The organism is Micromonospora sp. NBC_00860, assembly GCF_045207375.1.
GTDB classification, from domain to species: domain Bacteria; phylum Actinomycetota; class Actinomycetes; order Mycobacteriales; family Micromonosporaceae; genus Micromonospora; species Micromonospora vinacea.
On record NZ_CP108825.1, the window covers coordinates 1,835,882 to 1,861,724 of the forward strand.

The following is a 25,843-nucleotide window of genomic DNA, read 5'->3' on the forward strand; positions in this document are numbered from 1 at the left end:
TGCACTGCGCCGGAGGAGGTGGGGAAGTTGGGGCAGCCGACGGGTGAGACCGTCATGATCCGGGACTGGTTCAGTGTGCCGCGGGTGTCCGCCGAGAACCGGGCGGCGGTCTACGGCGTACGTACCCAGGATCCGCGGGTGGAGTTCGTCGCGCTGACCGTACGGTACTGGATGGACGCGCACGCCACCCGCTCGATGACCCGCGACCGGGTGTTGCAGGCGATGACCGGTCGGATCTCAGCCGACAACGTCTGGGACCTGGTCGCGATGCTGGCGAGGCTTGGGCTGGCCGAGGCGTTCTTCGACCTGGCGGCCTCCGACGTCGACACGGATGGCGCGTTCCGACGCTTCCTGCTCGGCCTCGACCCCGCGCTGCTCGACGCGATGCGCCACTACGCGGCCTGGAACGGCATCAATCCGAAGCTGTTCCTCGACGGCTTCCTGGTGGGCGTCGGGGAGTCGTTCGCGACGGTGGTGGTCGACCTCGGCAAACTCGTGCAACTGGTCGGTCGCCTCCAGCAGGAGCAGCTGACCACCCTGATCGTGCTCACCGTGGACCCCCGGGCAGGTCTGCAACGTCTCGCCGAGCAGGCCACCGTCGTCCGCGAGGCGCTGGCCGGCGTCGTGGCCGCGCTGGACCCGAGCACCGTGCCCGAGCGGCTGCTGACGCTGTGGCGCGGCTGGGTGGCGGAATTCGGGCGGCACCTGGAGGAACTCGACCCGTTCGCCGCCGGCCGGCTGCTCGGCCGGGTCGCCGGCGACCTTTTCCAGCTGCTGACCGGCCTGGTCCAACTGGTCCGGCTACTCGGCGGGGTGGCGGTGCGCGCCGCGATCCGGTACGTGCCGCTGCTGATCGTGGGTGCCCGGGAGGCCGCCGCCGAGCTTCGTCTCCTGACCACCCAGATCGCCGCGCTGCTTGTCGCGATCGGCCGGGCGGCACTGCTGGCCACGCCGCAGGTAGGCCTGGCCGTGCTGCGTACCCTGTTCCCCCCGAAGGTGCTCGAAGCGTTGTACCGGCGGGGCCGGGTGCTGCTGGTCGACGCCGAGCTGACCCTGACCGTGTTCAACCAGGCTGCGCACGCCGAGGCGTTCGCTGGGGCGGGTGCGGGAGCCCAGCTCAGCGCGCTGATCAGCGCCGACGGCAAGCCGGTCCTGATGGCGTGCATGTCGGAAACGGTGCCGTCGGCCGGTCGCTCGGCCAGCCGAGCGGAGCTGAGCCAGGCGCTCGACGAGATCATCAAGCGGGTCGAGGACCTGCGGGAGCTCAAGCCGCCCAAGACCCCCCGTGACATCCGGGCCGCCGCAGTGCGGGCCGCCATCGCCCGCCAGCTCGAGCAGCGCCTGACCACCGTGTTCAACCGGGCGTTGCAGACCGCCGCGTACGAGGAGTTCCGCGCGCTGCGCAAGGCCGGGCAGGCGCAACCTTGGCGGCTCGGCCAACAGGTACACCGGCGGATGGCGGCCGAGACCGCTCAGTTGGTCGCTCGCTCACCGGGGTTGCAGGCGTTTGCGGAGAAGTCGCTCGCCACGGTCGTCGAGGCGGTCCGCGCGGCCAACCCGGAGCTGGCTGCGGCAGTGCGCGGCTCCGACGCGGTGCTCCGGCAGACGGTCGCCCAACTGCTGCTCAGCCACCCGGACCGGGACCTGCTGCTGCGCCTCGTCGGGTTCACCCGGAGCCCGTCCGCGGCCGGCGCGGAGAAGGCGTTGGCCTCCCACCTCGCCGAGCGGTTCGGGTGGAAGGCGTCAACGACCGTTGGTGAGCTCCGCAGCGACCTGCTGTTGGTCGACTCGGAGGCGGCCCGGGTGACCAACGTGGACTGGACCGCGTCGACGAAACTGGAGCGCTTCGAGAAGACGTGGGGCACTGTCGCCGACGACCTCGGCGAGGCGTTCGACGGTCGCTGGGAGGCGATCGCGGACGCGTACCAGCGGGCCAGGAAGGGCGGGGTGCCGGCTGAGGTCGTCGCCGGCCTGGAGGAGCTGACGGCGCACGCCGTGCGGGAGACGGTCGTCCGGCAGGCCGCCCTCAGCCAGTTGTTTCCCGGGTTCTTCGTCACCTCGCACGAGATGACCTACCAGGGCCTGCAAACCCTGTTCAAACTGCCACTTTAGAGGAGCACCGATGGGTGAAGTCGTCGTCGCCGACGCGGACCTGGCGACGCTGGGGTTCAGCACCGCGCACTCCGACCGCTACGTCTACTCCAACTACTTCGTGCCGGTCCAGCTCACCTTCGACGACGGGGAGACGCCCCTGCTGCCGTTCTACGTCAAGCAGGCGCTGATCGAGGCAATGCGGTACGGCGGGCTCTCCCATGACCGGCTGCCGCACCTGCTCAAGGAACTCGGCCTGTCGGGGCTGTGGAAGGCCAACGACATGGACGCCGCCGAGGCGGCGCTGCCGGGGCAGGACTCGGGCATGACCAACCGCGAGCCGCCGGCCCGGCGCCAGAGCCTCCTCGGTGACCAGGAGGCGGAGTTCGTCGCCGGCCTGCTCCAGTCCGACGTGGGCATCGCGTTCCTCGACCGGACCCGGATCCGGCCGGTGGGCTTCGCGCTCGGCGAGCACGTCTACGCGCTGGCGCTCGCGCCCGGCGAGGAGGCGGTGCTGGAGCAGCGCACCTACACCAAGCGTGAGTTGACCCTGGAGGAGCAGGACGAAACGGAGAAGCAGACCGACGTCGAGCTCACCAGCGCGCTCACCACGGAACTGCAGGAGGGCTTCGAGCGGCAGAAGTCGCTCACCGACACCTGGGGGCTCAACGCCAGCCACACTGGCCAGTACACCAGCCCGACCGGCATCTGGGGCACCTTCAACGCCAGCCACACGATCGGCTACACGCGCAGCGTGACGGCGGCCAGCCAGGAGACCAGCCGCCGTGCGGTCAAGGACAGCCAGACTGCCACCTCCAAGGTCGCCGCCCGCTACCGCACGCAGCACAAGACCGACTTCAAGCTGGTGAGCGAGACCGGCATGGAGTCGACCTCGAAGCGGACCGTACGCAACCCCAACCGGGCAACGCCGATCACACTGCACTACTTCAAGGTGCTGCAACGGCTGGAGCTGGCCCACGAACGGTACGGCGCCCGGGTGTGCTGGGCGCCGACGGTGAAGGACCCGGCGCTGGCGTTCGCCAAGAAGATCACCGACGGGCGCCAGCGGATCAGAGACAACGCTCTCGCCGCGCTGCCCGCCATGCCGGTCAAGCCGGTGCCCCCGGCGCCCGGCGTGCCGGCCGCCGTGGAGACCCGCACCATCTACTCCCCGGTGGTCACCCTCGACAAGTGGGGCTTCACCGGCGACATGAGCGCCGATTACGACATCGACGTCGTCTTCGACAGCGGTTGGGAGTGGGACGGCGACATCGAGACCATTCGGCAGAGCCTCACCCTGTTCACCCGCCGGCCGCCGTCGGGCATCGCGGCCCGGGTGGTCGGCGTTCCGGTGGTCACCGACGCCAACGGTCAGCCGGCACTGCGGGTACGCATCCACGTCGGCGCGGCCAGCTGGCTCGCCGGGCCCGGCGCCGACGTGCAGCTCGCCGCCGCGTTCCGGCGTACCCCGACGCTGGTCGCCGAGAACGCCGACGACGCCGCCTACAACGCGCTGGTAGCGGGCTATCTGACGGACCTGCAGGATTGGCAGGACACGCGCGGCGCGGCGCTGGCGGCGGCCGAGGAGGCCGGGGACGAGTTCGAGGCGCGGCTGCGCGGCGGGTACTCACCGGTCAACGAGATGGTCTCGCAGATCGTCGAGGCGCACTTCCCGGCCAGTGTGCGGGACGAGGCGTGGGAGATCGACTTCTGGCACCGGGTCTTCGACTGGGAGCGCGCCTCGTTCGTGTCGTACCCCGGCTGGTGGTCAGCCGGTGACGCCCGCGCCCCCGAGCGCGACCCGAGTGACTTCCTCAACGCCAGCTGGGCAAAGCTCTACCTCCCGGTGCGGGCCGGTATGGAGCTGGCGGCGCTGCGGTGGATCTTCGGCAAGGCCGTGGCGACCCGGCTCGCGCCGACGGTGGAGCAGCAACTGGCCGCGTTCGTCGACGAACTGGGCGCGTTCCGCACCAGCCACCTCGGCAGTGGCGACGAGATGCCGGACCTGACCAGTGAGTGCCAGGAGGTGCCGGAGCGGGTCTACTGCCTGGCCAAGTGGGCTGAGCTGATGCCCACCGACGGCACTCACCTGGAGGTCGTGCAGGGCGCGACGACCGCGGCCGACGCGGTGACCAGCAAGGAGATCACGGACGCGGAGGCTCTGCGGGCGGCGCTGCTCGACGGCGAGCTGCAGACCAACCGGCTCAAGACCAGGGCGTACGACCAGATGACCGGGGCCGCCGACGTCGACATCCACCTCGGCACGTCGGGTAACAGCAGCCCGACGGCGTGACACAGCGGCGGTTCCCCCTCCGCGGGGCACACGCCTCCTGACGGGTCGCGGCACCGTCCCGCCGGCCCGCCGCCAGCCGAGGAGTCGGCCGGCGACGGGCCGGGTGGATCGGGTACGGCTACCAGGTGGTCAGGCCGAGGCCGATCGTCTTGGTCAGCGTGGCGTTGTCGTCGTCGCCGTCGAGCGACCAGATCATGGCGCCGGCCAGGCCGGCCCGTCGGATGTAGAGCGTCTTCTGCAACACGACCGCCGGGTCGTCGTACGTCCACAACGTCGTACCGTCGAACAGCCAGGCGTGCCCGGCGCGCAGGTCGCGGTGCACCGTGTAGCCGTTGCCGGCCAGCGTCTTGAGCTTCTTGTAGTCCTCGTACCCGGCCTCGAAGGTGGCCGGCGCGGGCCCGGTGGCCGGTTGGAACAGGCCGTTGCCGCCGCCGGTGATGCCGGTCCAGCCGCGACCGTAGTAGGGGATGCCGAGCACGAGCTTGTCGCGCGGCGCGCCACGGGCGATCCACCCGTCGATGGCCACCTCGACGGAGAAGTCCGGGTTGTCCGGGGCGCCCGTCGGGACGCGAAGCGCCGACTGCTGGTTGGCTCGCGCGTCCCAGCCGCCGTGGAAGTCGTACCCCTGCACTGTGGCGAAGTCCAGGTACTTGAAGATCTTGCGACCCTCGTAGCCGGCGTCCATGGTGGCCGGGCTGGCCGGCAGGAACGCGGTCAGCGGGTGGTGCGCGCGGGTCGTGCGCCCGTACGCGTCGAGCTGCCGGCGGAACTCGGCGAGCAGCTTGGTGAAGTTCTCCCGGTCATCCGGACGGATGACGTTGCCGGGCTCACCCTCCCAGTTGGGCCACTCCCAGTCGAGGTCGATGCCGTCGAAGACGCCGGCCCCGGCGCCCGGTCCGCCCGCGGCGCCGTCGCCGCCGGGCAGGTTGCCCTTGAGGTAGAGGTCGATGCAGGACGTGACGAACGCCTTGCGGGAGGCGTCGGTGCGGGCGGCGTTCGAGAAGTACGTCGACCAGCTCCAGCCGCCCAGCGAGATCAGCACCTTCAGTTCGGGGTGCTTGGCCTTGAGCTTGGCGAGCTGGCCGAAGTTGCCGTTGAGCGCCTGGCCCGGTGCGTCCGCGACGCCGTCGACGCTCTCCTCGGCCGGGACGGGGCGCTGGTAGTCGGCCCAGGCGTCGCCCTCACCCGGCCCACCGTCCACGTAGCAGCGGCCGTCCTCGCTGACGTTGCCGAAGGCGTAGTTGAGGTGGGTGAGGCGGCTCGCCGCCCCGGAGGTCTCCAGCTTCTTGACCGGGAAGGCCCGGCCGTAGATGCCCCACTGGGTGAAGTAGCCGACCCGGTGGTAACCGGTGCGGCGCTGGTGGTTGTCGCCGGCGCTGGCGGCGGTGGGCGGAGCGGCGGTGACCAGCACTGTCGCCAGGGCGACGACGGCGGTGAGACGGCGGTGGCGGAATGGTCGCATCGGCACACTCCCACGAGACATCAAGCAGAATTAGTAAAGAGACTTATCTGATTGATGAAGTTAAGCCGATCACCGTCCGGGGTCAAGAGCCGTCCAGCCACATGGGGGATTGTGACGGCGTTACCGGGTGGTAACGATGTTGTGCCATGGACTCCGCCGTGACTCTGATCGGACTACCCGTCGCCCTCGGCATCATCATGCTCGGTCTCGGTCTCGGACTGACCACCGCGGATTTCCGCCGGGTGGCCCACCATCCACGAGCCGCCGTCATCGCACTGGTCTGCCAGGTGCTGGTGCTGCCGGCGCTCTGCTTCTGCCTCGTCCTCGCGTTCGACCTCGCACCCGAGCTGGCCGTCGGCATGATGCTGCTGGCCGCGTCACCGGGCGGCACCACCGCCAACCTCTACAGCCACCTGTTCGGCGGGCACGTGGCCCTGAACATCACCCTGACCGCCATCAACTCGGTGCTCGCCGTGTTCACCCTGCCGATCCTGGTCAACCTGTCGGCGGCGTACTTCCTGCCCGACGGGAGGAGCATCGGCCTCCAGTTCGACAAGGTGCTCCAGGTCTTCGCCATCGTGCTCGTCCCGGTCGCGATCGGCATGCTCATCCGGGCACGGATGCCGCAGGTGGCCGAGCGGCTGAACCGCCCGGTCCGGATCCTCTCCGTCGTCGTCCTCGTCGCGGTGATCGCCGGCGCGGTGCTCGGCGAGCGGGAGAACATCGCCGACTACTTCGTCTCGGTCGGCCTGGCCGTGCTCGCCTTCAACCTGCTCAGCCTCGCCATCGGGTACGGGGTGCCGCGCCTCGCCGGTGTGGACCGGAGCGCCGCGACGGCCGCCGGGTTCGAGATCGGCATCCACAACAGCACCCTGGCCATCACGATCGCGCTCAGCCCGGCGCTGCTCGACAGCACCCAGATGGCCATCCCCGGCGCCGTCTACGGCATCGTCATGTTCTTCACCGCAGCGGCCTTCGGCTACCTGGTGACCCGCGTCGGCACCCGGTCCGCCACCGCACTGACCCCCTGACGGCTGACGCCCTGGCGCCCTGACGACTGTCGTCGAGGGCGCCAGGGCGGGCGGCAACGGTCAACCGACCTGGTCGTTGTCCTTCTGCGCGCCCCAACCGTGCCAGCGGTCGACCTCGATCAGGGCACTGACCCGGGCGCGGTCCCGGCGTGGGTACGCGTTGCCCGTGTAGTGCTCCGACAACCGGTCGATGTCCGCGAGGTCCTCGTCGGGGCGCAACTCGGCGACGTGCCCGATGATGCTGACGTGGGTGTACCAGCCCGCCTCGTCGAGCACGGTGAGGGCCACCCGGGGGTCGTTGCGGACGTGCTCCAGCCGGCGGCGGCTCTCGTCCATGTTGACCAGGATCCGGCCGTCCTCCCACAGGTACCAGGTGGCGGCGGACACCGGCTGGCCACCGTTGCGGAGGGTGGTCATGACGGCGGGGTTCGGCTTCTGGAGCATGGCGACCGCGGCCTCGGGAAGCGGTGGCTTGGACATGAAGTCTCCTCGTCGCGACAACGTTTACCCCTGCACGTTACGCACCCTCTGGCCCCGATCATGGTGCTACAGGTACATCGCGCGATCAGCCGAGCCAGCGGCCGTCACGCATGAGGACGCGTCCCTCCAGCTCGTTCGCCTCCCGCCAGGCCTGGATGCGCTGCGGTCGGATCAGAAAGTACTGATAGGGCTCGTCGAGACCGCTCGGGTCGAAGCCCGTCTTCGTCGCGAACGCATCACCCGTCTCCGGGCCGAGGTCGGCGATGTCCACCGGCTCGGCGGTGCCTTCGACGATGACGACGTCGCGCGTCGGCCCGAGGCTGAGTCGTACCCGGCCATCCGCCACCAGGTTGCGGCCGGTGACCGAGGCGCGCGGCGTTGAGACGAGGAATGCGGTCCCGTCCCAGAGGAACGAGAGTGGGATGAGGTGTACGCCCCCGGGGGAGCCCGCCGTCGCGACCCAGAGGTCGACGTCGCTCTCCAGTCTGGCGCGAGTGTCCCGAAGCCTCTGCTCAAGCCCACGCGGCGGAACTTCCGTCATGCTTCCTCCAGTCACTTCGCGGTCGCCAGCGATGAGGCTTCCCAGGCGAACCCGTCCGGGTCGGTGAAATGCCCGCCGTCGCCGCCGATCGTGAGTCGATGCGACCCGGTGCCGCCGGGAGCGACGCCGACGTCCTTGGCGAGGGCACGACGTCGGTAAAGCGCCAGCTTCACGGGGCTGGACCCGGCAACGAACTCGACGTACATGCGGCCGAAGCTCTTTGCCACCGCAAGGCCGCGCTCGACGTAGAACCGCTTGCTCGCAGCCACGTCCGCGACTCCGAGCAGGAGCACCATCTCGTCGATCTGCCGGGTAGCCGGGCCGCTGTCCTTCTTCGCCGAGGTCGCGATCTTCCAGATCGTCCCGTCCGGGGCTTGCACGACACCGCCGTAGCCCCAGAGCGACTTCGCGGCAGGCTTCAGCGACGTGGCACCGGCGTCCAGGGCGGTGCCGATGAGGCCGTTGACGGTGGCCGGCTGGGACACCGTGAGCGCCAGCGTGAACCCACGGAAGCCGCTCGTCGGTGCGTCCGAGGCCCGCAGGCGAATCTGCCTGTCCAGACCGAAGGCGGCGGTGTGGAAGCGCTGGGTGGCCGCGGGGTCGGCCACGTCGAGGGTGACGGATGCGATGGATGTCATGGCGATCACGCTATTTGCGGCCAGGCGACCGGTGCTTCTTGATTCCTGACCGGTCTCGTCAGCTGTCCCGAACGGTGCACATCGAGGACCGGACGGCTCAGCGAAGCTCCTGGATACGGACCAGGTTGCCGGCGGGATCGCGGAAGGCGCAGTCGCGGATGCCGTACGGCTGCTCGGTCGGCTCCTGGACGACCTCGGCGTCGCCGGCCTGCACCTTCTCAAAGGTGGTGTCGAGGTCCCGCGTGGCCAGCAGGATCCAGCCGTAGGTGCCCTTGGCCATCATCTCGGTGATGGTGCGGCGCTCGTCCTCGGTGGCCCCGGGGTCCGCGGCCGGCGGCGCCAGGAGGATGGACGTGCCGGGCTGGTCGGCGGGGCCAACTGTGATCCAACGCATCGTGCCCTGACCGACGTCGCTACGGACCTCGAAGCCGAGGGCGTCGCGGTAGAAGGCCAGCGAGGCGTCCGGGTCGGTGTGCGGCAGGGAGCACGTGTGAATAGTGATGTCCATGTCGATCATGCTAGGGCTAACGCCGTACCCGCGTGTGGGTCACCGTCTGCCCCCGGCGAAGATGGGGTCATGAGCGAATCCACACTGCCCAGGCGTGTCGTCGTCACCGGTGCCACCGGCAAACTGGGTCGCGCCGTGGTCGCGCACCTGCGCGCCGTGGGGGTCGACGTCCTGGCGGTGGACCGCGCCGGTGGCCGCGACGCACGCGACGTGAACGGCGAGTTCCTGCTGGTCGACCTGACCGACTACGGGCAGGTGGTGGAGGCGTTCACCGGGGGCGCCGACGAGCACGCGGGTGGCGTCGATGCGATCGTGCACCTCGCGGCGGTCCCGGCTCCCGGGCTGATGTCGAACGCGACCACCTTCGCGAACAACTCCGCCGCGACGTACAACGTGTTCGCCGCGGCCAGGGCCGCCGGAATCAAGCGGGTCGTGTGGGCGTCGAGCGAGACGGTGCTCGGGCTGCCGTTCGACACCCCGCCGCCGTACGCGCCGGTCGACGAGGAGTACGCGCCACGGCCCGAGTCGACGTACTCGCTGAACAAGGCCCTGGAGGAGGAGATGGCCCGACACTTCTGCCGGTGGGACCCGGAGTTGGTCATGGTGGGGCTGCGCTTCTCCAACGTCATGGACGTCGAGGACTACGCGCCGTTCCCCTCGTTCGACGCCGACCCGCGGCTGCGCCGGTGGAACCTGTGGGGCTACATCGACGCCCGCGACGGGGCCCAGGCGGTCGAGCGGGCGCTCGCGTACGACCAGCCCGGTGCCGACGTCTTCGTCATCGCCAACGCCGACACCGTGATGACCAGGTCCAGCGCCAGCCTGATGGCCGAGGTCTACCCGGGCGTGGAGATCCGTAAGGAGCTGGGTGAGCACGAGACGCTGCTCAGCATCGACAAGGCCCGCCGGGTGCTGGGGTACGAGCCGCAGCACTCCTGGCGGGACCACGTCGACGTGCTGTAGGTCAGCGCGCCGCCTGGTAGGCGCGGCCGACGGCGGTGGCAGTGCTGCCGGTACGGAACAGCCCGGTCTGGTCCTTGTCGGTGGCGGGCAGGCCGAACCACGCGTACCGCTGTAGCCAGGACAGCCCACCCAGCATCCGGGTCGCCGCGGTCAGGAAGGCGGCCTGCTGTGCCTGGGTGGGGAAGCGGACGCCGTTGGAGAAGTCGATCAGGGCGAACTCGGTGAGCCAGATCGGCAGCTTGTACCGGTCGTGCACGGCCTGGAGGTACGACCTGAGCTGGTTGACCGCGTTGGCAGTGGTGAAGTCGCCGCCGTACCAGTGCAGGGCGATGAAGTCGACGCGGTAGCCGCGCTGCTTCGCCCCGGCCATGAACCGGTCGAGCCATTCGCCCGGCCGGTCGCCGCCCCAGGCCACCGCCGGGCTGCCCAGCGGAAGGCCGGTCGCCTGCAACTGCGGCCACAGCTCCAACGCCTGCTCGACGGTCATCTCCGCCTGGCCCTTCAGGTCCGGCTCGTTGAATCCGAGCAGGTAGCGGCCGTTCTTCCTGGCCTGTTGCAGGTTGGTGGCGGTGACGCTCTTCGCCCCCCAGATCATCGGGACGAACTCGGCGCCCTTCGGGCTGGTGACGCCCGAGTGGGCCACGTCCCAGGTGTAGTACCAACTGGCTCCGGAGTTGGCCAGCGCCTGGCTGACGCCGTCGAAGGTCCACACTCCGACGCCCTTGCGCTTCGAGGTCACCGCCGGGCCCGCCGGGGCGACCGGACGCCCGGTCGTCGGCTTCACCGCCGGCGTCGGCGTCGGGGTCGCCCCCGCCGGGCTCGTGGTGGCGGCAGGCGTGGTCGCGCTGGGCGCGCCGGGTTGCGGGCTCGCGGGCGGCGGCGCGTCGAGCGCCTGCGTCGCGGCCGGGGCGGGCGTCGGCCCGGTCGGCTGCACCACGACGATCACACCCGTCACCAGTACGGCGACCACGGCCGCCACCAGGAGCGGCCACAGTAGCCGCCTCGCGCCGGTCGGGAGGCGGCCGAGCGGCCCGCGTCGGGGTTCCGCGTGGACGCCCCGGTTTCCCCTCGCGGCGTCCGCTTCACCCTGGCCGGTTGCGCGCATCGTCTCGACTCCTTCACGTGGTCGTACCGCTACCTGGTGCAGACGGTGACGGAAGGTCCGCCACCTGCCTCCCCTCAGGAGACTCGCCGGCCGCATCGGGATAACGATTTCCACCACTGATGTCGACCGTCGATCACCACCTGGTTCTCCGACAGCACCAACCACCCTGGCCGGGACGACACCCGGTCCCGGTCCGACGGGCTCGCGGCGGCGGCCCTTACCACCCGGCCTGTGCGGTCAGGGTCTGTCGCAGGTACGTCTTCGGCCTGGACCCCACGGTCGAGCCGACGACCTCGCCCTGACGGAACACGAGCAGGGTCGGCAGGGACATCACCCGGTAGCTACGGGTCGCTCTGGGGTTCTCGTCGGAGTTCAGCTTTGCCACGACCATCCGGTCACCGAACTCTTGGGCCAGTTCGGCGAGGCTCTTCTCGATCGCCTTGCAGGGCGGACACCAATCCGCCCAGAAGTCGACGACCACGGGCCGGTCGCTGGCCAGCACCAGCTCCGCGAACGTGTCGTCGGTGACGGTGACTAGCGAGCCTACTTCCGCCTTCTGCGGCATGTTTTCTCCCGGTGTGCGATCGCATGGGTGAGTTGACTGTGCAGTTGCTGGCGGACCGCGCCGAGCCGGTCGATGACGAGGTCGACCTCGACGATCTTGCGCCGCAGCACCAGCACCGAGTCCGGGCAGACGTCACCGGACGTGTTGCCGGCTCGGAGGCAGGCGACGAACGGGCGGACATCGTCGAGGTCGAACCCGACGTCGAGTAGCGCCCGGATCTCCCGCACGACGCGTAGCTCCGCCTCGTCATAGATGCGGTAGCCGTTGGCGGAGCGCTGCGCCCGTACCAATCCGTGCGCCTCGTAGTAGCGCAGAGTGCGAGGGCTCGTGCCGGCCCGCTCAGCCAGCTCGCCGATCAGCATCCGACCTCCTCCATCGGCCCGTCGCGACCACGCTAAACCTTGTCGTCAGCGTCAAGGCAAGGGCCGGGCGGGGCCCGGCGAGGTGCCGGGGGCGAGGCGACGGTCGTCACCGGCGCAGGGTCGTGGACGGCGTCTCGCCGAATCGGCTCCGATACTCGGTCGCGAACCGACCGAGGTGCACGAAGCCGTGTTGCAGGGCGACAGTCGTCACGGACGCCCCCGGCGCGGCCGAGCGGAGCGTGCGGTGCGCCGCGTCGAGCCGGCAGGCCCGCAGGTACGCGGTCGGCGTGGTCTGCAACTCACGGCGGAAACAGTCCTGCAGCGTCCGGACGCTCACCCGGAGCGCCTCGGCGACGTCACCGACGGTCAGTGCCTCGCCGTGGTGGTCGGAGATCAGGGCGCAGGCCCGGCGGACGAGACGCCCGGGGTGGGCGTGCTGGGACGGCTCGGCCAGCAGGTGGGAGTGGCTGTGCCGGTGGGCCAGCAACAGCTTGCCGATCAGTCCCTGTTCGAACCGGGCGGCGACCTGCGGGTGGTCGAACAGGGATGCCGGTTGCGACAGCTCGTCGGCGAGGAACGCCACCCCGCGCGCCCACGCCTGCGCTGTCGGCGTGGTCATGAGCATGCCGACGTCGAGGCGGACCGGGTCGTCCACCGGGTGGCCCAGCAGCCGGGCGAGTTCCCGGTCGACGGCGTGCCGGTCGGCGTAGAAGATCCGATGGGGCGATCCCTCGGACCACCGCATGTCCGACGGGTCGTACGGGGACAGGACCGAGGCGACCTCGGGGGTCGAGGTCACGATCTGACCGGCGTGCCGGACCGTCGTGCTGCCGGCGCTGGGGATCTGGACGAGATAGAAGGTCTCCAGCGCGGGCGGTTGAATGCGGACCGCCTGCCCGTAGTCGAGGTCGATGACGCCCACCCCGCCCGCCCGGCGAGCCGCCATCCGCAGTCGCACGTTGTGCACGCCCGGCTGGGGGGTCAGCCGGTGTGGACAGAAGACCCGGCCCACCTCGGCGCGGGCCTGGTCGACGTCGTCCGTGCGGACCGTCACCGCATCCATCCGACACCTCCCGGGCGTCCCGTCGCGCTGACCGTAAGGCGTGAGCGGGCCGGACCAGACCGGAAAGCCGTCGACCCGACAGGAAAAGGGGCCGGCTGCGTACTGCGGACAGTGCCCGCGTCGCGCGGATAGCGACCATCCCGGCCTGCCCGCTAGCGTTCGACCACCGCTGGCGGTCGGCGCCGGCACCGTTTCGTACGTCCTTCGGAGGAGATCATGAGGATTGCCGTCGTCGGTGCCGGATTCGCCGGTGTCAGCGCAGCGAAGGTGCTGCGGCAGAGCGGATTCGACGTCACCGTCTTCGAGCGGGCGCCCGACGTCGGCGGGGTGTGGAGTCGCACCCGCCGATACCCCGGCCTGCACACCCAGAACGACAAGGGCACTTACCACCTCTCCGACCTGCCGATGCCCGCCCACTACCCGCAGTGGCCGTCCGGTGAGCAGGTGCAGCAGTACCTGGAGAGCTACGTGGAGAAGTTCGGGCTGGCCAGCGCGCTGCGCCTCTCCACGGAGGTCGCCTCCGCCGAGCTCGTCAACGACGAGACCGGGTGGCTGGTCACGTCGCGGCCGGCGGGCGCCCAGGACCCGCTGACTGTGGAACGGTACGACCACCTGATCGTGGCCAACGGCATCTTCTCCGACCCGGTCGTCCCGTCCTTCGACGGGCACGCGAGCTTCGTCGCCGCAGGCGGGCGCGTCCTGGCGACGGGGGAGTTCCACGACATCGAGGCGGCCCGAGGTAAGAACGTCCTCGTGGTGGGGTACGGCAAGTCGTCCTGCGACGTGGCGGTCCCGGTGAGCGAGGTCGCCGCCCAGACCCACGTGGTCGCGCGCGAACTGCTCTGGAAGATGCCCCGCAAGCTCGGTGGTGCGCTCAACTACAAGTACCTGTTGCTCACCCGGATGGGTGAGGCGCTCTTCCGCTACCTGCACCTGAAGGGCTTCGAGCGGTTCCTGCACGGTCCGGGGAACGGTCTGCGCCGACGCATGGTCGACAGCGTCGGCTCGGTCGCCACCCGGCAGCTCAACCTGCGCGAGCTGGGTCTCGTGCCCAACGGCAGCTTCGAGGACATCGCCCGCAGCACGGTCAGCCTCGCCACTGAGGGTTTCTTCGAGCGGGTGACCGACGGCCGCATCGCCGTGCACCGGGAACAGGTGATCACCGAGCTGCTGGTCGACGGTGATCGGCCCGCCGCCCGCCTGGCCGACGGCACGGTGCTCGCTGCCGACCTGGTGATCTGTGGCACCGGCTTCCGCCAGCACGTGCCGTTCTTCGACGACGCGTTGCACGCCCGGCTCCAGGACGACGCCGGCAACTTCATGCTCTACCGGCAGATCCTGCCGATCGGCGTGCCGAGGCTGACGTTCGCCGGCTACAACTCGTCGTTCTTCAGCCCGCTCAGCGCGGAGATGGCGGCGGTCTGGACGGCCGCGTACCTGCGGGGTGGGCTCACAGTGCCGACCGAGGTCCGGATGCGTGACGAGGTGCGCGCCCGGCTGTTCTGGATGACGAAGCGCACCAACGGACGACACGCTCGCGGCACGAACATCATCCCGTTCTCGATGCACAACGTCGACGAGGTGCTCGACGAGTTGGGGCTCAACGTCGGCCCGCTGACCCGGGCCCGGCAGTGGCTGTTCCCCGTTGACCCGGGCTCGTACCGCAGGGTGACGGCGCAGATGATCCGGCGTACCGCCGACCCGGTATCTGCCATCAGCGACGAGGGTCCGATAAACATGGATAAAATACGTAGATAGGGATCAGGTGGGGCCGGTCGGTGAGGAGGCTCGGGGACGATGGCAGCGGAACAGGGTCAGCACCGTCGGGTGCCCGTGCCGGCGGCCCTGGCCGGCTGAGCTGTCTCGCCGTCCGTGTTGACGCGCACCGCGTTCTTCCGTGGGCTCGGGGACAGCAAGAGCCCACGCTCGGCGACCGTCCTGGAACTGCTGTTCGACATCGTCTACGTCTTCGCGTTGGCCCGTCTCGCCGGGCGGGTCGCGGACGACCTGACCATCGTCCGGCACACGCTGCTGTCCGAGGCGGGCCAGACCGTCCTGTTCTTCACGGCGATGTGGATGATCTGGTCGCTCAATGCCCTGCTGGCGAGCACCTACGACCCTCGACGCCCCGATCTGCAGGCCGTCCTGCTGGCGACGATGTTCGGCACGCTGGTGCTGGCTGTCACGTTGCCGCAGGCCTTCGGCCAACGCGGCGTGATATTCGCCTGCACCTACGTCTTCATCCAGGTCGGCCGGCCGCTCTTCCTGGTGTTCGCCCTGCGGGGTCACGCGGGTCGCGCGTTCTCGCTCCGGGTGCTGACCTGGCACCTGGCGTCCAGCGTGCTATGGATCAGCGGCGGCATCAGTGGTGGTCTCGGTCGGGGCATCTTCTGGACCATCGCCCTCGCCATCGAGCTGATCGGCGCCGCCACCACCTACCCCCTGCCCCGGATGGGCGGGAGACAGCTCATCAGCTCGGGGGTCACCGTCTCGCAGGAGCATCTCGCCGAGCGGTACAACCAGTTCTTCATGATCGCCCTCGCCGAGGTGGTGCTCGAAGCCGGCGCGGCGGTCAGTTTCCCGGGCTTCACCACCGGGGGGACCATCACCCTCGTCGCCGCGTTCGTGGCGGTCGTCTCGTTCTGGCGCATCTACTTCTACCACGTCAGATCCGGCCATGCCTCGACCCCCAGCGGGGAGGGGATCCAACTGTCGCGGTGGGCGAGCTACAGCCTGCTGCTGATCGTCGGTGGCATCATCTGCACCGCCGTCGGCTTCGGACAGGTCATCGAGGATCCACACCCTCCGATCGACTGGGCTCTGGTGGCCATCATCTTCGGCGGGCCGGTGCTGTTCCTGATCGGGCGGAGCGCCCTGGAGCGGGAGGACCGATCCGCACCGCGGTGCCGGGCGCTGTACTACGGCGCGGTGGCGCTGGTCGTGGCAGCCCCGCCGATGGTGCTGCTCCCGCCGGTCGCCGTGGCGGCCGTCGCGGCGGCGATCCTGGCCGGCATCACCGTGTACGACCAACGTGCCCACAAGCGCGGGGCGGAGACCAACCCGACGCTGTGACGATCCGTTGCGAACCGCCGACCAGTCCGCGTATGGTCGTCGGGCACGCCGTCGAGCTGGAAGGAGGTCAGAACAATGTCCAATGTTCTGCGCCCCCTCCGCGCTCCGGCGTCCGCGCGGATCTGACCCGGGGCGCGCGCTTCCCGGAGGACCAACCCCATGACTGATCTGGTCATCCGTCCGCTCGTCGCGGGCGAGGAAAACCTGTTCGACTCCATGCCCGATCCGCTGCCCCAACTGCGCCAGGTCGCGTACGCAGACGGGATCGCCGGTGGCGGCTACCGGCCCGAGAACACGTGGGTCGCGCTGCGCGCCGGCCGGTTGGTGGGCCGGGCCGCCTGGCTCCTTCCCCCGGGTGCCGTCGGTGCCCCCTGGCTGGACCGGTTCGACCTGGACGCCGAGCCGGAGGTGGGCGCCGAGCTGTTGCGCGCCGCCCACGAGGCGCTGGGCGGCCCTGGTCTGTACTACGCCGCGCTGCCGGCGCACTGGCGGCGTCGACCCGAGGTGCTGGCCGTGGTGCGGGCGCCCATGGAGGCCGCCCGGCTCGCCGGGCTGGTCGAGCGGGGGGAGCGGCTCCGCTGCTCCTGGACGGGCACACCCCTGCCAGCGTCCTCCGGGCGGTACGACTTCCGTCCGCCCGTCGACGTGGCGGAGATCAACGCCCTGGTCGCCAGGGTCGTGGAGCCGGACGTGCTGACCGGTGTCGAGATCGCGCGGGTGGTCGGCGGCGTCGACCTGGCCACCGACCCGCTGGCCTGGCTGGGCGAGAACACCGAGGAGTGGCGCGTCGCGGTGGACGCTGGTAAGCCGGTGGGCCTGGCCGGAACGGCCGGCGATGCCTGCTTCCCACTGCTCGCCTATCTCGGCCTCCGCGACGAGGCGGCCCGGCCCGAACTGCTGGCCGAGGCGGTCCGGGTGCTGGCAGCCAGCGGTGCCCGCGAGGTCATCGCCGATGTGGAATCGCACCGGGTGGCGGTGCTGGCGGAGTTGGAGCGGACCGGCTTTCGACAGTTGCGCTCCCGGGTCGTCTTCGCGCCACCGAACAACCAGGAATAGCTGACCGGGTGCGCCCGGTCACCCGGGCGCACCCCCTCAGCCGGCGCCGAGCGCGACCCCTGTCAGCATCTGTCCATGCCGGAGATCATCGCGCTTCTCGTCGGCGGGTTGGCGCTCGTCGCGGCGGCGGTCGCCGGGGTCTATCTCTGGCCGGTGGGCCGCCGTGGGCTCCGGGTCGCGCCGGACCGACCGCTCGACTTCGACACCGCCACCCGTGCCGCTGCGGCCATCATCGCCGCCGAGGCGGCCGATCCGGAGGTCCGACCGGAGTCACGCAGCCGCCTGCTGAGCCACGGCTCCCGTACCGGCCGGGCCGTGCTGCTGTTGCACGGATACACCCTCGCGCCCGAGCAGTACGAGGGGCTGGCCGAGGAGTTCTTCCAGCGTGGGTACAACGTCTGGATTCCCCGCGCGCCCCAGCACGGGACCGTGGACCGGCGGGCCCACCACCGGGTCGAGGCCGGTGAGCTGACCACGTACGCCGCGCAGGGGTGGGCAGTCGCGGCGGCCCTGGGCGACGAGGTCGGCGTGGTGGGGATCTCCGGCGGCGCCGTGCTGGCCGCCTGGTTGGCCCAGGTGCCGGGCAACGTCGTACGGCATCTGCTGTTGCTCTCGCCGTTCTTCGGCCCGAACCCGCGACAGGCGCCGGCCTACGCGGTCAAGCCGCTCATCGTGCTGTACGGGCGTCGCGTCCTCCGGGACCGCGTCACGTCGCGCGGCTACTCCCTCGCCGCCGTCACCCAGTACCTGACGATCGCCCGTACGTTGCCGAACCCCGCCCGGGGGAACGGGCTGCGGACCGCGGCGGTCGCGATCAGCCCGCTCGACGGCGTGGTGGACCTCGGGGCAGCGGTCCGGGTGCCGCGCCGGATCGCCGATGCGAACGCGATTCCGCTGCGGGTGTGCACCCTGCCGGCGACGTTGGGCGTCGAACACAACACCCTCAACCTCGCTGCCCTCGGCGCCGACGGCGACGAGTGGCGCCGACGGTACGTCGCGCTCTACGAGGGTGAGAACGCGTCGGCCTCCGGGCTTGCTGGGACGACAAGCGTCGGCGAGTGACGGTCGACGACGCCGTGGTGGCAGGTGAGCCCCTGCCATCACGGCGTCGGTCGGTCATGCTCGGACGGTCTGTCGGCGCTGCCGCCAGGCGAGGCTCGCGGCCTGCAGGACGAAGAAGACACCGCCGGCCGCGGTGTAGACGATCAGCATGCTGAGGCTCGGCTCCGCACCGAGGGCAGCGGGCAGGTAGGTCGCGCCGGCGATGACCGAGAGGGCGCCGGCGACCAGCATCGGCCACTGGCGGCCGAGTTCCGGGCTGTTGCGGCGGATGGCGACGGTGAACTGGGCCACGCCGGAGACGATCGCCCAGACGCCGAAGGCGAAGAGTACGGCGCCGATCCCGCTGCTGGCCGCCAGCCCCAGGGCGAGTGCCGCCAGGGCGCTGAGCGTGGTGTTGAAGATCTGCAGCTTGCGGGCCGGGGTGCCGGGATCTTCGCGGGCGTCGAGCAACGAGGCCACCACGTCGATGAGTGGATAGGCGATCAGGAGGACCACGGTGGTGGCGGTGAGCGAGTCGCTGACTGTCGAGAATCCGGCGGCCCAGGCGATCGCCACGAGGCCACGGACGAGGTAGATGCGAAAGAGGGGAGACATCCGAGGGTCAGCTTTCTGCCGGTCGTGTCGGTTACCCAGACGACTCTTCCGGCCGTGCCGCTGGATGGCCCCAGGGAGACACCCTGGCCGAGGCACTGGCCTCCGACCGCCTGGCCTTCAGCGCACTGGGCCGGTGACCCCAGGGCGCCGGCCAGGGAATCTCCCTGGGGCGACCGGTGGGTGCTGCGCGCGACGGTGAACACCGGACGGCGAACGGCGTCCGGTGCCACAGAGGAGTGAAGATCGTGGATTTCAAGCTCGAGGTCATCGTCCTGCCGGTCTCGGACGTGGACCGGGCCCGGGACTTCTATCAGAAGGTCGGCTTCCGGCAGGACGTCGACTACGTCGCCCCGGACGGCTTTCGCGTCGTGCACTTCACCCCGCCCGGCTCGGCGTCCTCGATCATCATCGGTGACGGGGTGTCCGACGCCGCGCCGGGCTCGGTGCAGGGGATACACCTCGTGGTGGACGACGTGGTCGCCGCCCGCGCGGAACTGGTCGCCCGTGGAATCGAGGTGAGCGAGGTCTTCCACGACGCCGGAGGCGTGTTCCACCACGCCGGCACCCGCGACCGGGTGACCGGCCCGCAGCCGGAGCGACTGTCGTACAGCTCGTTCGCCTCGTTCAGCGACCCGGACGGCAACGGCTTCGTCCTCCAGGAGGTCACCGCGCGGCAACCGGGACGGATCACCCACGTCGTCTACGGCTCGGTGCCCGAGGTGGAGCAGGCCCTGCGCGACGCCGCCGCGGCGCACGGCCGGCACGAGGCGGAACTCGGTCACGAGGACGCGGACTGGCCGATCTGGTACGCCGACTACATGGCCCGGACCGCCGGCCTCGGCGCCTGATTTCCGCGCGGTCCCTCGCGCAGCCGACGCGCGGGGGGCCGCCCTTTGAGCTGGCCGGACCCGGGATCGGTGATCTCACTCGGTGTACCCTCCGCCGGGGAGGATGACGTGCCGAGTAACACCGAGGGTTCCGCGCTGCGGGGACGTCGGCGCGAGCGGGACACGCTCGACCGACTCCTGCGTGACGTTCGCGCCGGGCACAGCCGGGTGCTGGTACTCCGCGGCGAGGCGGGTGCCGGTAAGAGCGCACTCCTGGATTACCTCAGCGAGCATGCGTCGCCCGGTCGGGTGACCCGGGCCGCCGGGGTGGAGCCGGAGTCCGAGATCGCGTACTCGGCGCTCCAGCAACTCTGCGCGCCGCTGCTCGGTCACCTCGATGGGCTGCCGGAGCCGCAACGGCTCGCCCTCGCCACCGCCTTCGGGCTGAGCCCCGGCGACCCGCCGGAAGGGCTGCTCATCGGCCTCGCCGTCCTTGGGCTGCTCGCCGAGGCCGCGGCGGAACAGCCACTGGTCTGCATCGTGGACGACGTGCAGTGGATGGACCGCATGTCGGAGGTCATCCTCACCTTCGTCGCCCGCCGACTGGACGAGGAGTCGATCGCGCTGGTCTTCGCCTCCCGCAGCCCGGGGGACGAACAGATCCTCGGCAGCCTGCCGGAACTGCGGGTCGACGGGTTGCCGGCCGCGGAGGCGCGGGCGCTGTTGGATTCGGTGCTACCCGGGCCGGTCGACGACCGGGTCCGAAACCGGATCGTCGCCGAGACGCGCGGCAACCCGCTCGCCCTGCTCGAGCTGCCACGTGGCTTGACACCAGCGGAGCTGGCGTTCGGGTTCGGCGGACAGGCCGCAGCACCCCTGGCGAGCCGGATGGAGGAGGGCTTCCGACGGCGCATCACCGCGCTTCCGGCGAACACCCGCCAACTCCTGCTCGCCGCGGCGGTCGAGCCGGTCGGCGACGTGACGCTGCTGTGGCGCGCCCTGGAGCGGTTGGGAGTCGGACCTGACGCCGCCGCGCCGGCCGAGGCCGCGGGACTGGTCGAGTTCGGGGCGAGGGTGCGGTTCCGGCACCCGCTGGTGCGTTCGGCCGCCTGGCGGTTGGCCGAGGCCGCCGACCTGCGTGAGGTGCACCGTGCGCTCGCCGAGGCGACCGATCCGGATCACGACCCCGACCGCCGCGCCTGGCACCGGGCGCACGCCGCCGTCGGGCCGGACGAGGAGGTCGCTGCCGAACTGGAGCGTTCGGCCGGTCGCGCCCTCGCCCGGGGCGGCCGGTCCGCCGCCGCGTCCTTCCTCGAGCGCGCCGTCGCGCTCACCCCGGACCCGAAGTCGCGTGCCGCACGCGCCCTGGGTGCCGCGCGGGCCCGACTCGACGCGGGAGAGCTGAATCAGGTTCCGGACCTGCTGGCGGCCGCCGAGTTGGGTCCACTCGAACCGTTGCAGCGGGCCGGGGTGGAGCGTCTGCGGGCCCAGGTCGCGTTCGCGTTCAACCCCGGCAACGCGGCAGGTCCACCACTGCTCGCGGCCGCCCGCCGGCTTGAGGAGCTGGATCGCGCCTCGGCGCGCACCACGTACCTCTCGGCGGTGGGTGCCGCCGTGCACGCGGGCCGGCTTGCTGGCGGCGACCTGCGCCGGGCGGCCGAGGCGGCCCGCGGCGTGCCGGCCGGCGACGAGCCGGCCGGCCTGTTCCTGACCGGCCTCACGGCATGGACCCTCGACGGGTACGCGCACGCCGTTCCGTATCTCCGCCGGGCTCTCGAAACGATGACGGCGGACGAGAACCTGCACCTGCTCTGGCTGGCCGGGCCGGTCGCACACGAGGTGTGGGACGACGCCGCCTGGTTCCGGCTCACCGAGCGGGCGGTCGGCTTCGCCCGTGCCACCGGTGCGCTGTCGCTGCTGCCCACAGCGTTGACGTTCCGCTCCGGCGCGCTGGTGTTCGCGGGCCGGTTCGTCGACGCGGCCAGCCTGGTCGACGAGGCCGATGCCCTCGGCCAGGCCACCGGGATGGCCATGCATCCGTCCGCCTCGCTCACCCTGGCCGCCCACCGTGGCCGGGAGTTGCCCGCGATGGAGCTGATCGACGCCACCGTCAAGGACGCCGACGCGCGTGGCGAGGGGCGCCTGCTCGGCCTGGCCGGCTACGCCAGGGCGGTGCTGGCCAACGGGCTCGGCCAGTATCCGGCCGCGCTGCATGCCGCGCGTCAGGCGACCGAGTACGTGGACCTCGCCGTGTTCAACTGGACGCTCGGTGAGCTGGTCGAGGCCGCCGTCCGAGCCGGAGAGACCGAGGTGGCCGCCGAGGCCCGCGAGCGCCTCGCGGAGCGTACCGGCGCCGCCGGCACGGACTGGGCGCTCGGCGTGCAGTCCCTCGCCGACGCCCTGACGGGAGCGTCGGGGAGGGCTGAGGACCGGTACCGGGAGGCGATCGAGCGGCTCACCGGTGGCCAGCTCGGTCTGCAACTGGCCCGGGCCCGACTGCTGTACGGCGAGTGGTTGCGTCGGGAGAATCGCCGCGCCGATGCCCGGACTCAACTGCGTGCCGCGCACGAGGCATTCGCCACGATGGGCGCGGAGGGCTTCGCCGAGCGGGCGGGCCGGGAACTGCTCGCCACCGGTGAGACCGTCCGCAAGCGGACCCTCGGTGAGCCGGTCGCGCTCACCCCGCAGGAGGCGCAGATCGCCCGACTAGCGGTGGCCGGGCAGACCAACCCGGAGATCGGTGCCGCGCTGTTCCTCAGCCCTCGTACCGTCGAGTGGCACCTGCGCAAGGTCTTCACCAAGCTCGGCATCGGGTCGCGCAGGGAGCTGGCGGCGGCCCTGCGCGACCGCTGACCGCAGGTAACGGACCCCCTCGTTCAGTGACTGAGCACGACCTTGCCCGACAGGCGGCCGGCAGCGTGACGGCGGTGCACCTCGACGATCTCTGTCATCGGGAGGTGCTCGCTGACGCCTGACGAGATCCCGTCGGCGTCCACCCGGCGGGCAATCTCGTTGAGGTGGGCGGGATCCCAGCGGACGGTCATGACCATCGCGCGCACCGCGGGGCGGCGGTCCGTCGCCGCGGCCGAGGTGATGGAGACCAGACGACCCCCCGGCTCGATGAGGGCGACGAGCCGATTCAGGCCGGACCGGTCGATGGGTGCCGTGTTGAACACAGCGTCGACCGGCTCGGTCAGCCGGTCGACCGTGTAGTCCAGGATCTGGTCGGGGCCGGCCGACTGGGCTGCCGTGATGCTGGCCGGGCCCGCCACTCCCAGGACGGTGGCACCAGCCAGCTTGGCGAACTGCACGGCCAACCGACCGACGCCGCCGCCCGCGCCGTTGACCAGGATGCGCTGGCCGGGCCGGACCCGCAGGTGGTCGTGAATGCCCTGCCAGGCGGTGAGCCCGGCGATCGGCAGGGCGGCGGCGTCGGCGAGCGGGATGCTCGTTGGCGCGGGGACCACCATCGCCGCCGGAGCGACGGTGAACTCCCCGGTTGCGCCGTCCGCCGGTCGTGGCAGGGCCGCGATGACCCGGTCGCCGACCGCATGGCCGGTGACACCCGGGCCGAGTTCGACGATCGTGCCAGCGACGTCGGTGCCAGGGATGTGCGGCATCCGGACGGGATGGGAATGGTGCAGGACACCGGCTCGGATGACGGCGTCCGCCGGGTTGAACGACGTGCCCGCGACGTTGATCAGGACCTCACCGGAACCGGGGACGGGCACGGGTGCCTCCTCGTAGCGGAGCACCTCCGGTCCGCCGTACTCGTGCATTCGGATGGCGCGCATGTCTTCCTCCATCGGGATGTGCGGCAAAGGGGGGTGCCCGCAGCCACGACCCGGGCTGCGGGTTCGTGGCCGCGGGCACGAGGGCGGGTCAGCCGGCGACGAGCTTCTGGGCGTACTCCGGGTTGGTGTAGTCACGCCAGGCGGCGATCCTGCCGTCGCGGATCTCGTAGATCGCCATGTTCATGACCGGTGCCACCGGTCGGCCCGGCAGGCCGAGGCCGTGGACCTGCTCGGCGATCACGACGTCGCCGTCGACCGCCTGGTGCACTGTCGCGAACTGAACCTCCGCGAACATCCCGAAGACGCCGCGCCACACCTCCACGACCGCGTCCCGGCCGCGCACCTGCTGGTCGCCGTACGCGTGGAAGACGACATCGGGGTGGAGGTAGGGAACGAGGCGGTCCGCGTCCCTGGTGTTGAACGCCTCGACGAACTCACGAACGAGGGTGTCGTTGCTCTGTGCCATGTCCGGTCCCTTCACTTGGTGGGCTGGGTGGCGCCGTTGAACACCGGCGGGGTGTAGCCGGCCGGCTTGTCGCCGATGCCGAGACCGGGGCTCACCACCCAGGACTGGTACTGCGGGGTGAACATCACGTAAGGCCCCCCGAACTGCGGCGCGCTGGCCTCCTCGAGCCGGCGGCGGGCGTCGGCCGGGATCTCGAAGTCGAGCGCCTCGAAGTTGCTGCCGACCTGCTCGGCACTGCTCGCCCCGATGATCACCGAGGCGACGGCGGGCTGGGTGGCGACCCAGTTGATCGCGACCTGGGCCATGCTGCGACCCAGGTCGGCGGCCACGCTCTCCAGTGCCTCGATGACCTGCCACTCGCTGGGGCTGACCTCGCGACCTCCGGCGTCGGGATTGGTCAGCCGGCCGCTGCCGCTCAGACCGTCGCCGGTGCGCCGGTACTTGCCGCTGAGCAGGCCGCTGGCGATTGGGCTCCACGCGGTGAGCCCCATGCCCATGGTCTGGGCCATCGCCACGTACTCCGCCTCGATGCCCCGGCTGACCAGGGAATACGGGAGCTGCAGATTGATCATCGGGGCCAGCCCGTGCGCTTCGGCGTAGCTCTGTGCCCGGGCGGCGTACCAGGCCGGTACGTCGGAGAGGCCGGCGTAGCGGATCTTGCCGGCGCGCACCAGGTCGTCGAGGGTGTGCACGACCTCCTCGACCGGGGTGATCCGGTCCCAGGTGTGCAGCAGGTACAGGTCGATGTAGTCGGTGCCGAGCCGGCGCAGCGACGCCTCCACGGCCCGCATGATGTGCTTGCGGCCGTTGCCGCTGGCGTTCGGGTCGGTCGGGTCGACGGTGTTGGTGAACTTGCTGGTCAGCACGAGCCGTTCCCGGACACCGGCCCGGTCGATCAGCCGGCCGAGGATCTTCTCGCTCTCCCCGGCGGTGTAGAAATCCGCCGTGTCGATGAAGTTCCCGCCCGATTCCAGGTATTGGCGGAAGATCGGCTCGGCCTCCGCCTCGGTCTTGCCGTACGCGGCGTGGAACCCGTCGACGCCGAAGTTCATGGTGCCCAGCGCCAGCCGGCTCACCCGCAGACCGGACCGCCCGAGCAGGTAGTAGTGGTTCATCGTTGCGTCCTCCCGATCGTGGTGTCGGCCCGTGGCGGACCGCGCTCCAGACCTTTGCTCGCCAAAAATGGACCTGCAAGTCCAAACCTGCGGCTAGGGTTGGACCGGCAGCCGAGGGCGGATGCTGGTGACGGAGGTCTCATGACACGCGCGTTGACCCGCAAGGGCGAGGCGACCCGGGCGCGGATCGTCGCCGGTGCCGCCGCCGAGATCCGTGAGCGCGGCGTCGACGACGTGCGCCTTGAGGATGTGATGGCCCACACCGGCACCAGCAAGGGTCAGCTCTTCCACTACTTCCCCGACGGCAAGGAGGAGTTGCTGCTTGCTGTCGCCCAGCACGAGGCCGACCAGGTGCTCATCGACCAGGAGCCGATGCTCAGCAACCTGACGTCCTGGCCGGCCTGGCTGGCGTGGCGCGACCGGCTCGTCGAGCGCTACCTCGCACAGGGGGTGAAGTGCCCGCTCAACGGTCTGCTCGGCCAGACCGGCCGGCGGGCGCCCGGCGCGCAGGCGATCGTGACCGGTCTCATGTGGCGCTGGCAGGCGGCGATCACCGAGGGCATCCGGCAGATGCAGTCGACCGGGGACATCGCCCCGGACGTGGACGCCGAGCGCGCGTCGGCGGCGTTGCTGGCGGGCATCCAGGGAGGCGTACTGCTGTTGCTCTCCACCGGCAAGATCGATCACCTGGAGGCCGCCCTCGACCTCACCATCGAACGCCTGCAAGCGAGCGCCCGCACCGCCTGACGGCCCGG

Annotated in this window: 24 protein-coding genes; 11 read left to right on the forward strand and 13 right to left on the reverse strand. The window is 70.8% G+C overall.

Going from position 1 to position 25,843, the window contains the following annotated elements; genetic code table 11:
- Positions 1–18 precede the first annotated feature (18 nt).
- Together OH804_RS08310 and OH804_RS08315 are read left to right on the forward strand one after the other, a co-directional pair.
- Positions 19–2,112, forward strand: a complete 2,094-nt coding sequence (locus OH804_RS08310) for a hypothetical protein (RefSeq protein ID WP_406064038.1) — start codon at positions 19–21, stop codon at positions 2,110–2,112.
- 10 nt (positions 2,113–2,122) lie between these two features.
- Positions 2,123–4,384 carry a hypothetical protein gene (locus OH804_RS08315; protein WP_406064040.1) on the forward strand — a complete coding sequence of 754 codons (2,262 nt, stop codon included), beginning with the start codon at positions 2,123–2,125 and terminating at the stop codon, positions 4,382–4,384.
- Positions 4,385–4,502: 118 nt separating this feature from the next.
- Here the strand turns inward: OH804_RS08315 and OH804_RS08320 are convergent, their stop codons facing one another.
- Complete coding sequence (locus OH804_RS08320; protein ID WP_406064042.1) at positions 4,503–5,846, reverse strand: glycoside hydrolase family 18 protein; 1,344 nt, start codon at positions 5,844–5,846, stop codon at positions 4,503–4,505.
- Between the two features lie 146 nt (positions 5,847–5,992).
- On the opposite strand from OH804_RS08320, the gene OH804_RS08325 reads away from it, so the two are divergent.
- A complete protein-coding gene (locus OH804_RS08325; protein WP_196923660.1) occupies positions 5,993–6,877 on the forward strand; it encodes a bile acid:sodium symporter family protein in 885 nt (294 codons plus the stop codon).
- A gap of 60 nt (positions 6,878–6,937) precedes the next feature.
- On the opposite strand, the gene OH804_RS08330 is transcribed toward OH804_RS08325, so the two are convergent.
- The 4 genes from OH804_RS08330 to OH804_RS08345 all read right to left on the reverse strand — a co-directional run bounded on the left by OH804_RS08330 (position 6,938) and on the right by OH804_RS08345 (position 9,044).
- Entirely contained in the window at positions 6,938–7,357 is a 420-nt protein-coding gene (locus OH804_RS08330; RefSeq protein ID WP_406064044.1) for a PPOX class F420-dependent oxidoreductase, read from the reverse strand.
- 85 nt (positions 7,358–7,442) lie between these two features.
- Positions 7,443–7,898 carry a pyridoxamine 5'-phosphate oxidase family protein gene (locus OH804_RS08335; protein ID WP_406064046.1) on the reverse strand — a complete coding sequence of 152 codons (456 nt, stop codon included), beginning with the start codon at positions 7,896–7,898 and terminating at the stop codon, positions 7,443–7,445.
- 11 nt (positions 7,899–7,909) lie between these two features.
- Complete coding sequence (locus OH804_RS08340; RefSeq protein WP_406064048.1) at positions 7,910–8,536, reverse strand: glyoxalase; 627 nt, start codon at positions 8,534–8,536, stop codon at positions 7,910–7,912.
- Positions 8,537–8,633: 97 nt separating this feature from the next.
- Positions 8,634–9,044, reverse strand: a complete 411-nt coding sequence (locus tag OH804_RS08345; RefSeq protein ID WP_091399534.1) for a VOC family protein — start codon at positions 9,042–9,044, stop codon at positions 8,634–8,636.
- A 69-nt stretch (positions 9,045–9,113) separates the two neighbouring features.
- On the opposite strand from OH804_RS08345, the gene OH804_RS08350 reads away from it, so the two are divergent.
- Positions 9,114–10,007, forward strand: coding sequence for an NAD-dependent epimerase/dehydratase family protein (locus OH804_RS08350; RefSeq protein ID WP_406064051.1), 894 nt, complete (start codon positions 9,114–9,116; stop codon positions 10,005–10,007).
- Between the two features lies 1 nt (position 10,008).
- On the opposite strand, the gene OH804_RS08355 is transcribed toward OH804_RS08350, so the two are convergent.
- The 4 genes from OH804_RS08355 to OH804_RS08370 form a co-directional block, all read right to left on the reverse strand.
- Positions 10,009–10,977, reverse strand: a complete 969-nt coding sequence (locus OH804_RS08355) for a glycosyl hydrolase (protein WP_406064053.1) — start codon at positions 10,975–10,977, stop codon at positions 10,009–10,011.
- Positions 10,978–11,329: 352 nt separating this feature from the next.
- Positions 11,330–11,677, reverse strand: a complete 348-nt coding sequence (gene trxA / locus OH804_RS08360; protein WP_269215343.1) for a thioredoxin — start codon at positions 11,675–11,677, stop codon at positions 11,330–11,332.
- Entirely contained in the window at positions 11,656–12,039 is a 384-nt protein-coding gene (locus OH804_RS08365) for a MerR family transcriptional regulator (protein WP_196923655.1), read from the reverse strand. The genes trxA and OH804_RS08365 overlap by 22 nt, the downstream gene beginning before the upstream one ends.
- A gap of 106 nt (positions 12,040–12,145) precedes the next feature.
- The gene (locus OH804_RS08370) at positions 12,146–13,102 is read right to left on the reverse strand and encodes an AraC family transcriptional regulator (protein WP_406064056.1); all 957 of its coding nucleotides are present in this window, start codon (positions 13,100–13,102) and stop codon (positions 12,146–12,148) included.
- Between the two features lie 216 nt (positions 13,103–13,318).
- Here OH804_RS08370 and OH804_RS08375 point away from each other — a divergent pair, with 216 nt between their 5' ends.
- From OH804_RS08375 to OH804_RS08390, 4 genes are all read left to right on the forward strand, one after another.
- A complete protein-coding gene (locus OH804_RS08375; RefSeq protein ID WP_406064058.1) occupies positions 13,319–14,860 on the forward strand; it encodes a flavin-containing monooxygenase in 1,542 nt (513 codons plus the stop codon).
- A 114-nt stretch (positions 14,861–14,974) separates the two neighbouring features.
- A complete protein-coding gene (locus tag OH804_RS08380; protein ID WP_196923652.1) occupies positions 14,975–16,174 on the forward strand; it encodes a low temperature requirement protein A in 1,200 nt (399 codons plus the stop codon).
- A 159-nt stretch (positions 16,175–16,333) separates the two neighbouring features.
- Entirely contained in the window at positions 16,334–17,230 is an 897-nt protein-coding gene (locus tag OH804_RS08385) for an acetyltransferase (RefSeq protein WP_406064060.1), read from the forward strand.
- A 75-nt stretch (positions 17,231–17,305) separates the two neighbouring features.
- Complete coding sequence (locus OH804_RS08390; RefSeq protein WP_406064062.1) at positions 17,306–18,292, forward strand: alpha/beta fold hydrolase; 987 nt, start codon at positions 17,306–17,308, stop codon at positions 18,290–18,292.
- A gap of 54 nt (positions 18,293–18,346) precedes the next feature.
- Here OH804_RS08390 and OH804_RS08395 read toward each other — a convergent pair whose 3' ends face one another.
- Positions 18,347–18,886, reverse strand: a complete 540-nt coding sequence (locus tag OH804_RS08395) for a DUF308 domain-containing protein (protein ID WP_406064064.1) — start codon at positions 18,884–18,886, stop codon at positions 18,347–18,349.
- 245 nt (positions 18,887–19,131) lie between these two features.
- On the opposite strand from OH804_RS08395, the gene OH804_RS08400 reads away from it, so the two are divergent.
- Positions 19,132–19,734: a VOC family protein gene (locus OH804_RS08400; RefSeq protein WP_406064066.1), complete on the forward strand. Its 603-nt coding sequence runs from the start codon at positions 19,132–19,134 to the stop codon at positions 19,732–19,734.
- Positions 19,735–19,842: 108 nt separating this feature from the next.
- On the forward strand, positions 19,843–22,566 hold the full coding sequence (locus OH804_RS08405) for an ATP-binding protein (RefSeq protein ID WP_406064068.1): 2,724 nt from the start codon (positions 19,843–19,845) through the stop codon (positions 22,564–22,566).
- Positions 22,567–22,589: 23 nt separating this feature from the next.
- Here OH804_RS08405 and OH804_RS08410 read toward each other — a convergent pair whose 3' ends face one another.
- The 3 genes from OH804_RS08410 to OH804_RS08420 all read right to left on the reverse strand — a co-directional run bounded on the left by OH804_RS08410 (position 22,590) and on the right by OH804_RS08420 (position 25,088).
- On the reverse strand, positions 22,590–23,507 hold the full coding sequence (locus OH804_RS08410; protein WP_406064070.1) for an NADP-dependent oxidoreductase: 918 nt from the start codon (positions 23,505–23,507) through the stop codon (positions 22,590–22,592).
- Positions 23,508–23,595: 88 nt separating this feature from the next.
- On the reverse strand, positions 23,596–23,973 hold the full coding sequence (locus OH804_RS08415) for a nuclear transport factor 2 family protein (protein ID WP_196923645.1): 378 nt from the start codon (positions 23,971–23,973) through the stop codon (positions 23,596–23,598).
- 11 nt (positions 23,974–23,984) lie between these two features.
- Positions 23,985–25,088, reverse strand: coding sequence for an aldo/keto reductase (locus OH804_RS08420; RefSeq protein WP_196923644.1), 1,104 nt, complete (start codon positions 25,086–25,088; stop codon positions 23,985–23,987).
- Between the two features lie 141 nt (positions 25,089–25,229).
- Between OH804_RS08420 and OH804_RS08425 the strand changes: the two genes are divergently transcribed.
- Positions 25,230–25,835 (forward strand): TetR/AcrR family transcriptional regulator, encoded by a 606-nt coding sequence (locus OH804_RS08425; protein ID WP_196923643.1) that lies wholly within the window; start codon positions 25,230–25,232, stop codon positions 25,833–25,835.
- Positions 25,836–25,843: the final 8 nt, after the last annotated feature.

What these genes read in the sequence shown, in the direction of transcription:
- OH804_RS08370 (WP_406064056.1), bottom strand. Translation starts at nt 13,102, where the DNA reads ATGGATGCGGTGACGGTCCGCACGGACGACGTCGACCAGGCCCGCGCC.
- OH804_RS08315 (WP_406064040.1), top strand. Translation starts at nt 2,123, where the DNA reads ATGGGTGAAGTCGTCGTCGCCGACGCGGACCTGGCGACGCTGGGGTTC.
- OH804_RS08365 (WP_196923655.1), bottom strand. Translation starts at nt 12,039, where the DNA reads ATGCTGATCGGCGAGCTGGCTGAGCGGGCCGGCACGAGCCCTCGCACT.
- OH804_RS08390 (WP_406064062.1), top strand. Translation starts at nt 17,306, where the DNA reads ATGCCGGAGATCATCGCGCTTCTCGTCGGCGGGTTGGCGCTCGTCGCG.
- OH804_RS08375 (WP_406064058.1), top strand. Translation starts at nt 13,319, where the DNA reads ATGAGGATTGCCGTCGTCGGTGCCGGATTCGCCGGTGTCAGCGCAGCG.
- OH804_RS08415 (WP_196923645.1), bottom strand. Translation starts at nt 23,973, where the DNA reads ATGGCACAGAGCAACGACACCCTCGTTCGTGAGTTCGTCGAGGCGTTC.
- OH804_RS08335 (WP_406064046.1), bottom strand. Translation starts at nt 7,898, where the DNA reads ATGACGGAAGTTCCGCCGCGTGGGCTTGAGCAGAGGCTTCGGGACACT.
- OH804_RS08330 (WP_406064044.1), bottom strand. Translation starts at nt 7,357, where the DNA reads ATGTCCAAGCCACCGCTTCCCGAGGCCGCGGTCGCCATGCTCCAGAAG.
- OH804_RS08350 (WP_406064051.1), top strand. Translation starts at nt 9,114, where the DNA reads ATGAGCGAATCCACACTGCCCAGGCGTGTCGTCGTCACCGGTGCCACC.
- OH804_RS08395 (WP_406064064.1), bottom strand. Translation starts at nt 18,886, where the DNA reads ATGTCTCCCCTCTTTCGCATCTACCTCGTCCGTGGCCTCGTGGCGATC.
- OH804_RS08325 (WP_196923660.1), top strand. Translation starts at nt 5,993, where the DNA reads ATGGACTCCGCCGTGACTCTGATCGGACTACCCGTCGCCCTCGGCATC.
- OH804_RS08345 (WP_091399534.1), bottom strand. Translation starts at nt 9,044, where the DNA reads ATGGACATCACTATTCACACGTGCTCCCTGCCGCACACCGACCCGGAC.
- OH804_RS08410 (WP_406064070.1), bottom strand. Translation starts at nt 23,507, where the DNA reads ATGCGCGCCATCCGAATGCACGAGTACGGCGGACCGGAGGTGCTCCGC.
- OH804_RS08420 (WP_196923644.1), bottom strand. Translation starts at nt 25,088, where the DNA reads ATGAACCACTACTACCTGCTCGGGCGGTCCGGTCTGCGGGTGAGCCGG.
- OH804_RS08425 (WP_196923643.1), top strand. Translation starts at nt 25,230, where the DNA reads ATGACACGCGCGTTGACCCGCAAGGGCGAGGCGACCCGGGCGCGGATC.
- OH804_RS08320 (WP_406064042.1), bottom strand. Translation starts at nt 5,846, where the DNA reads ATGCGACCATTCCGCCACCGCCGTCTCACCGCCGTCGTCGCCCTGGCG.
- trxA (WP_269215343.1), bottom strand. Translation starts at nt 11,677, where the DNA reads ATGCCGCAGAAGGCGGAAGTAGGCTCGCTAGTCACCGTCACCGACGAC.
- OH804_RS08340 (WP_406064048.1), bottom strand. Translation starts at nt 8,536, where the DNA reads ATGACATCCATCGCATCCGTCACCCTCGACGTGGCCGACCCCGCGGCC.
- OH804_RS08385 (WP_406064060.1), top strand. Translation starts at nt 16,334, where the DNA reads ATGACTGATCTGGTCATCCGTCCGCTCGTCGCGGGCGAGGAAAACCTG.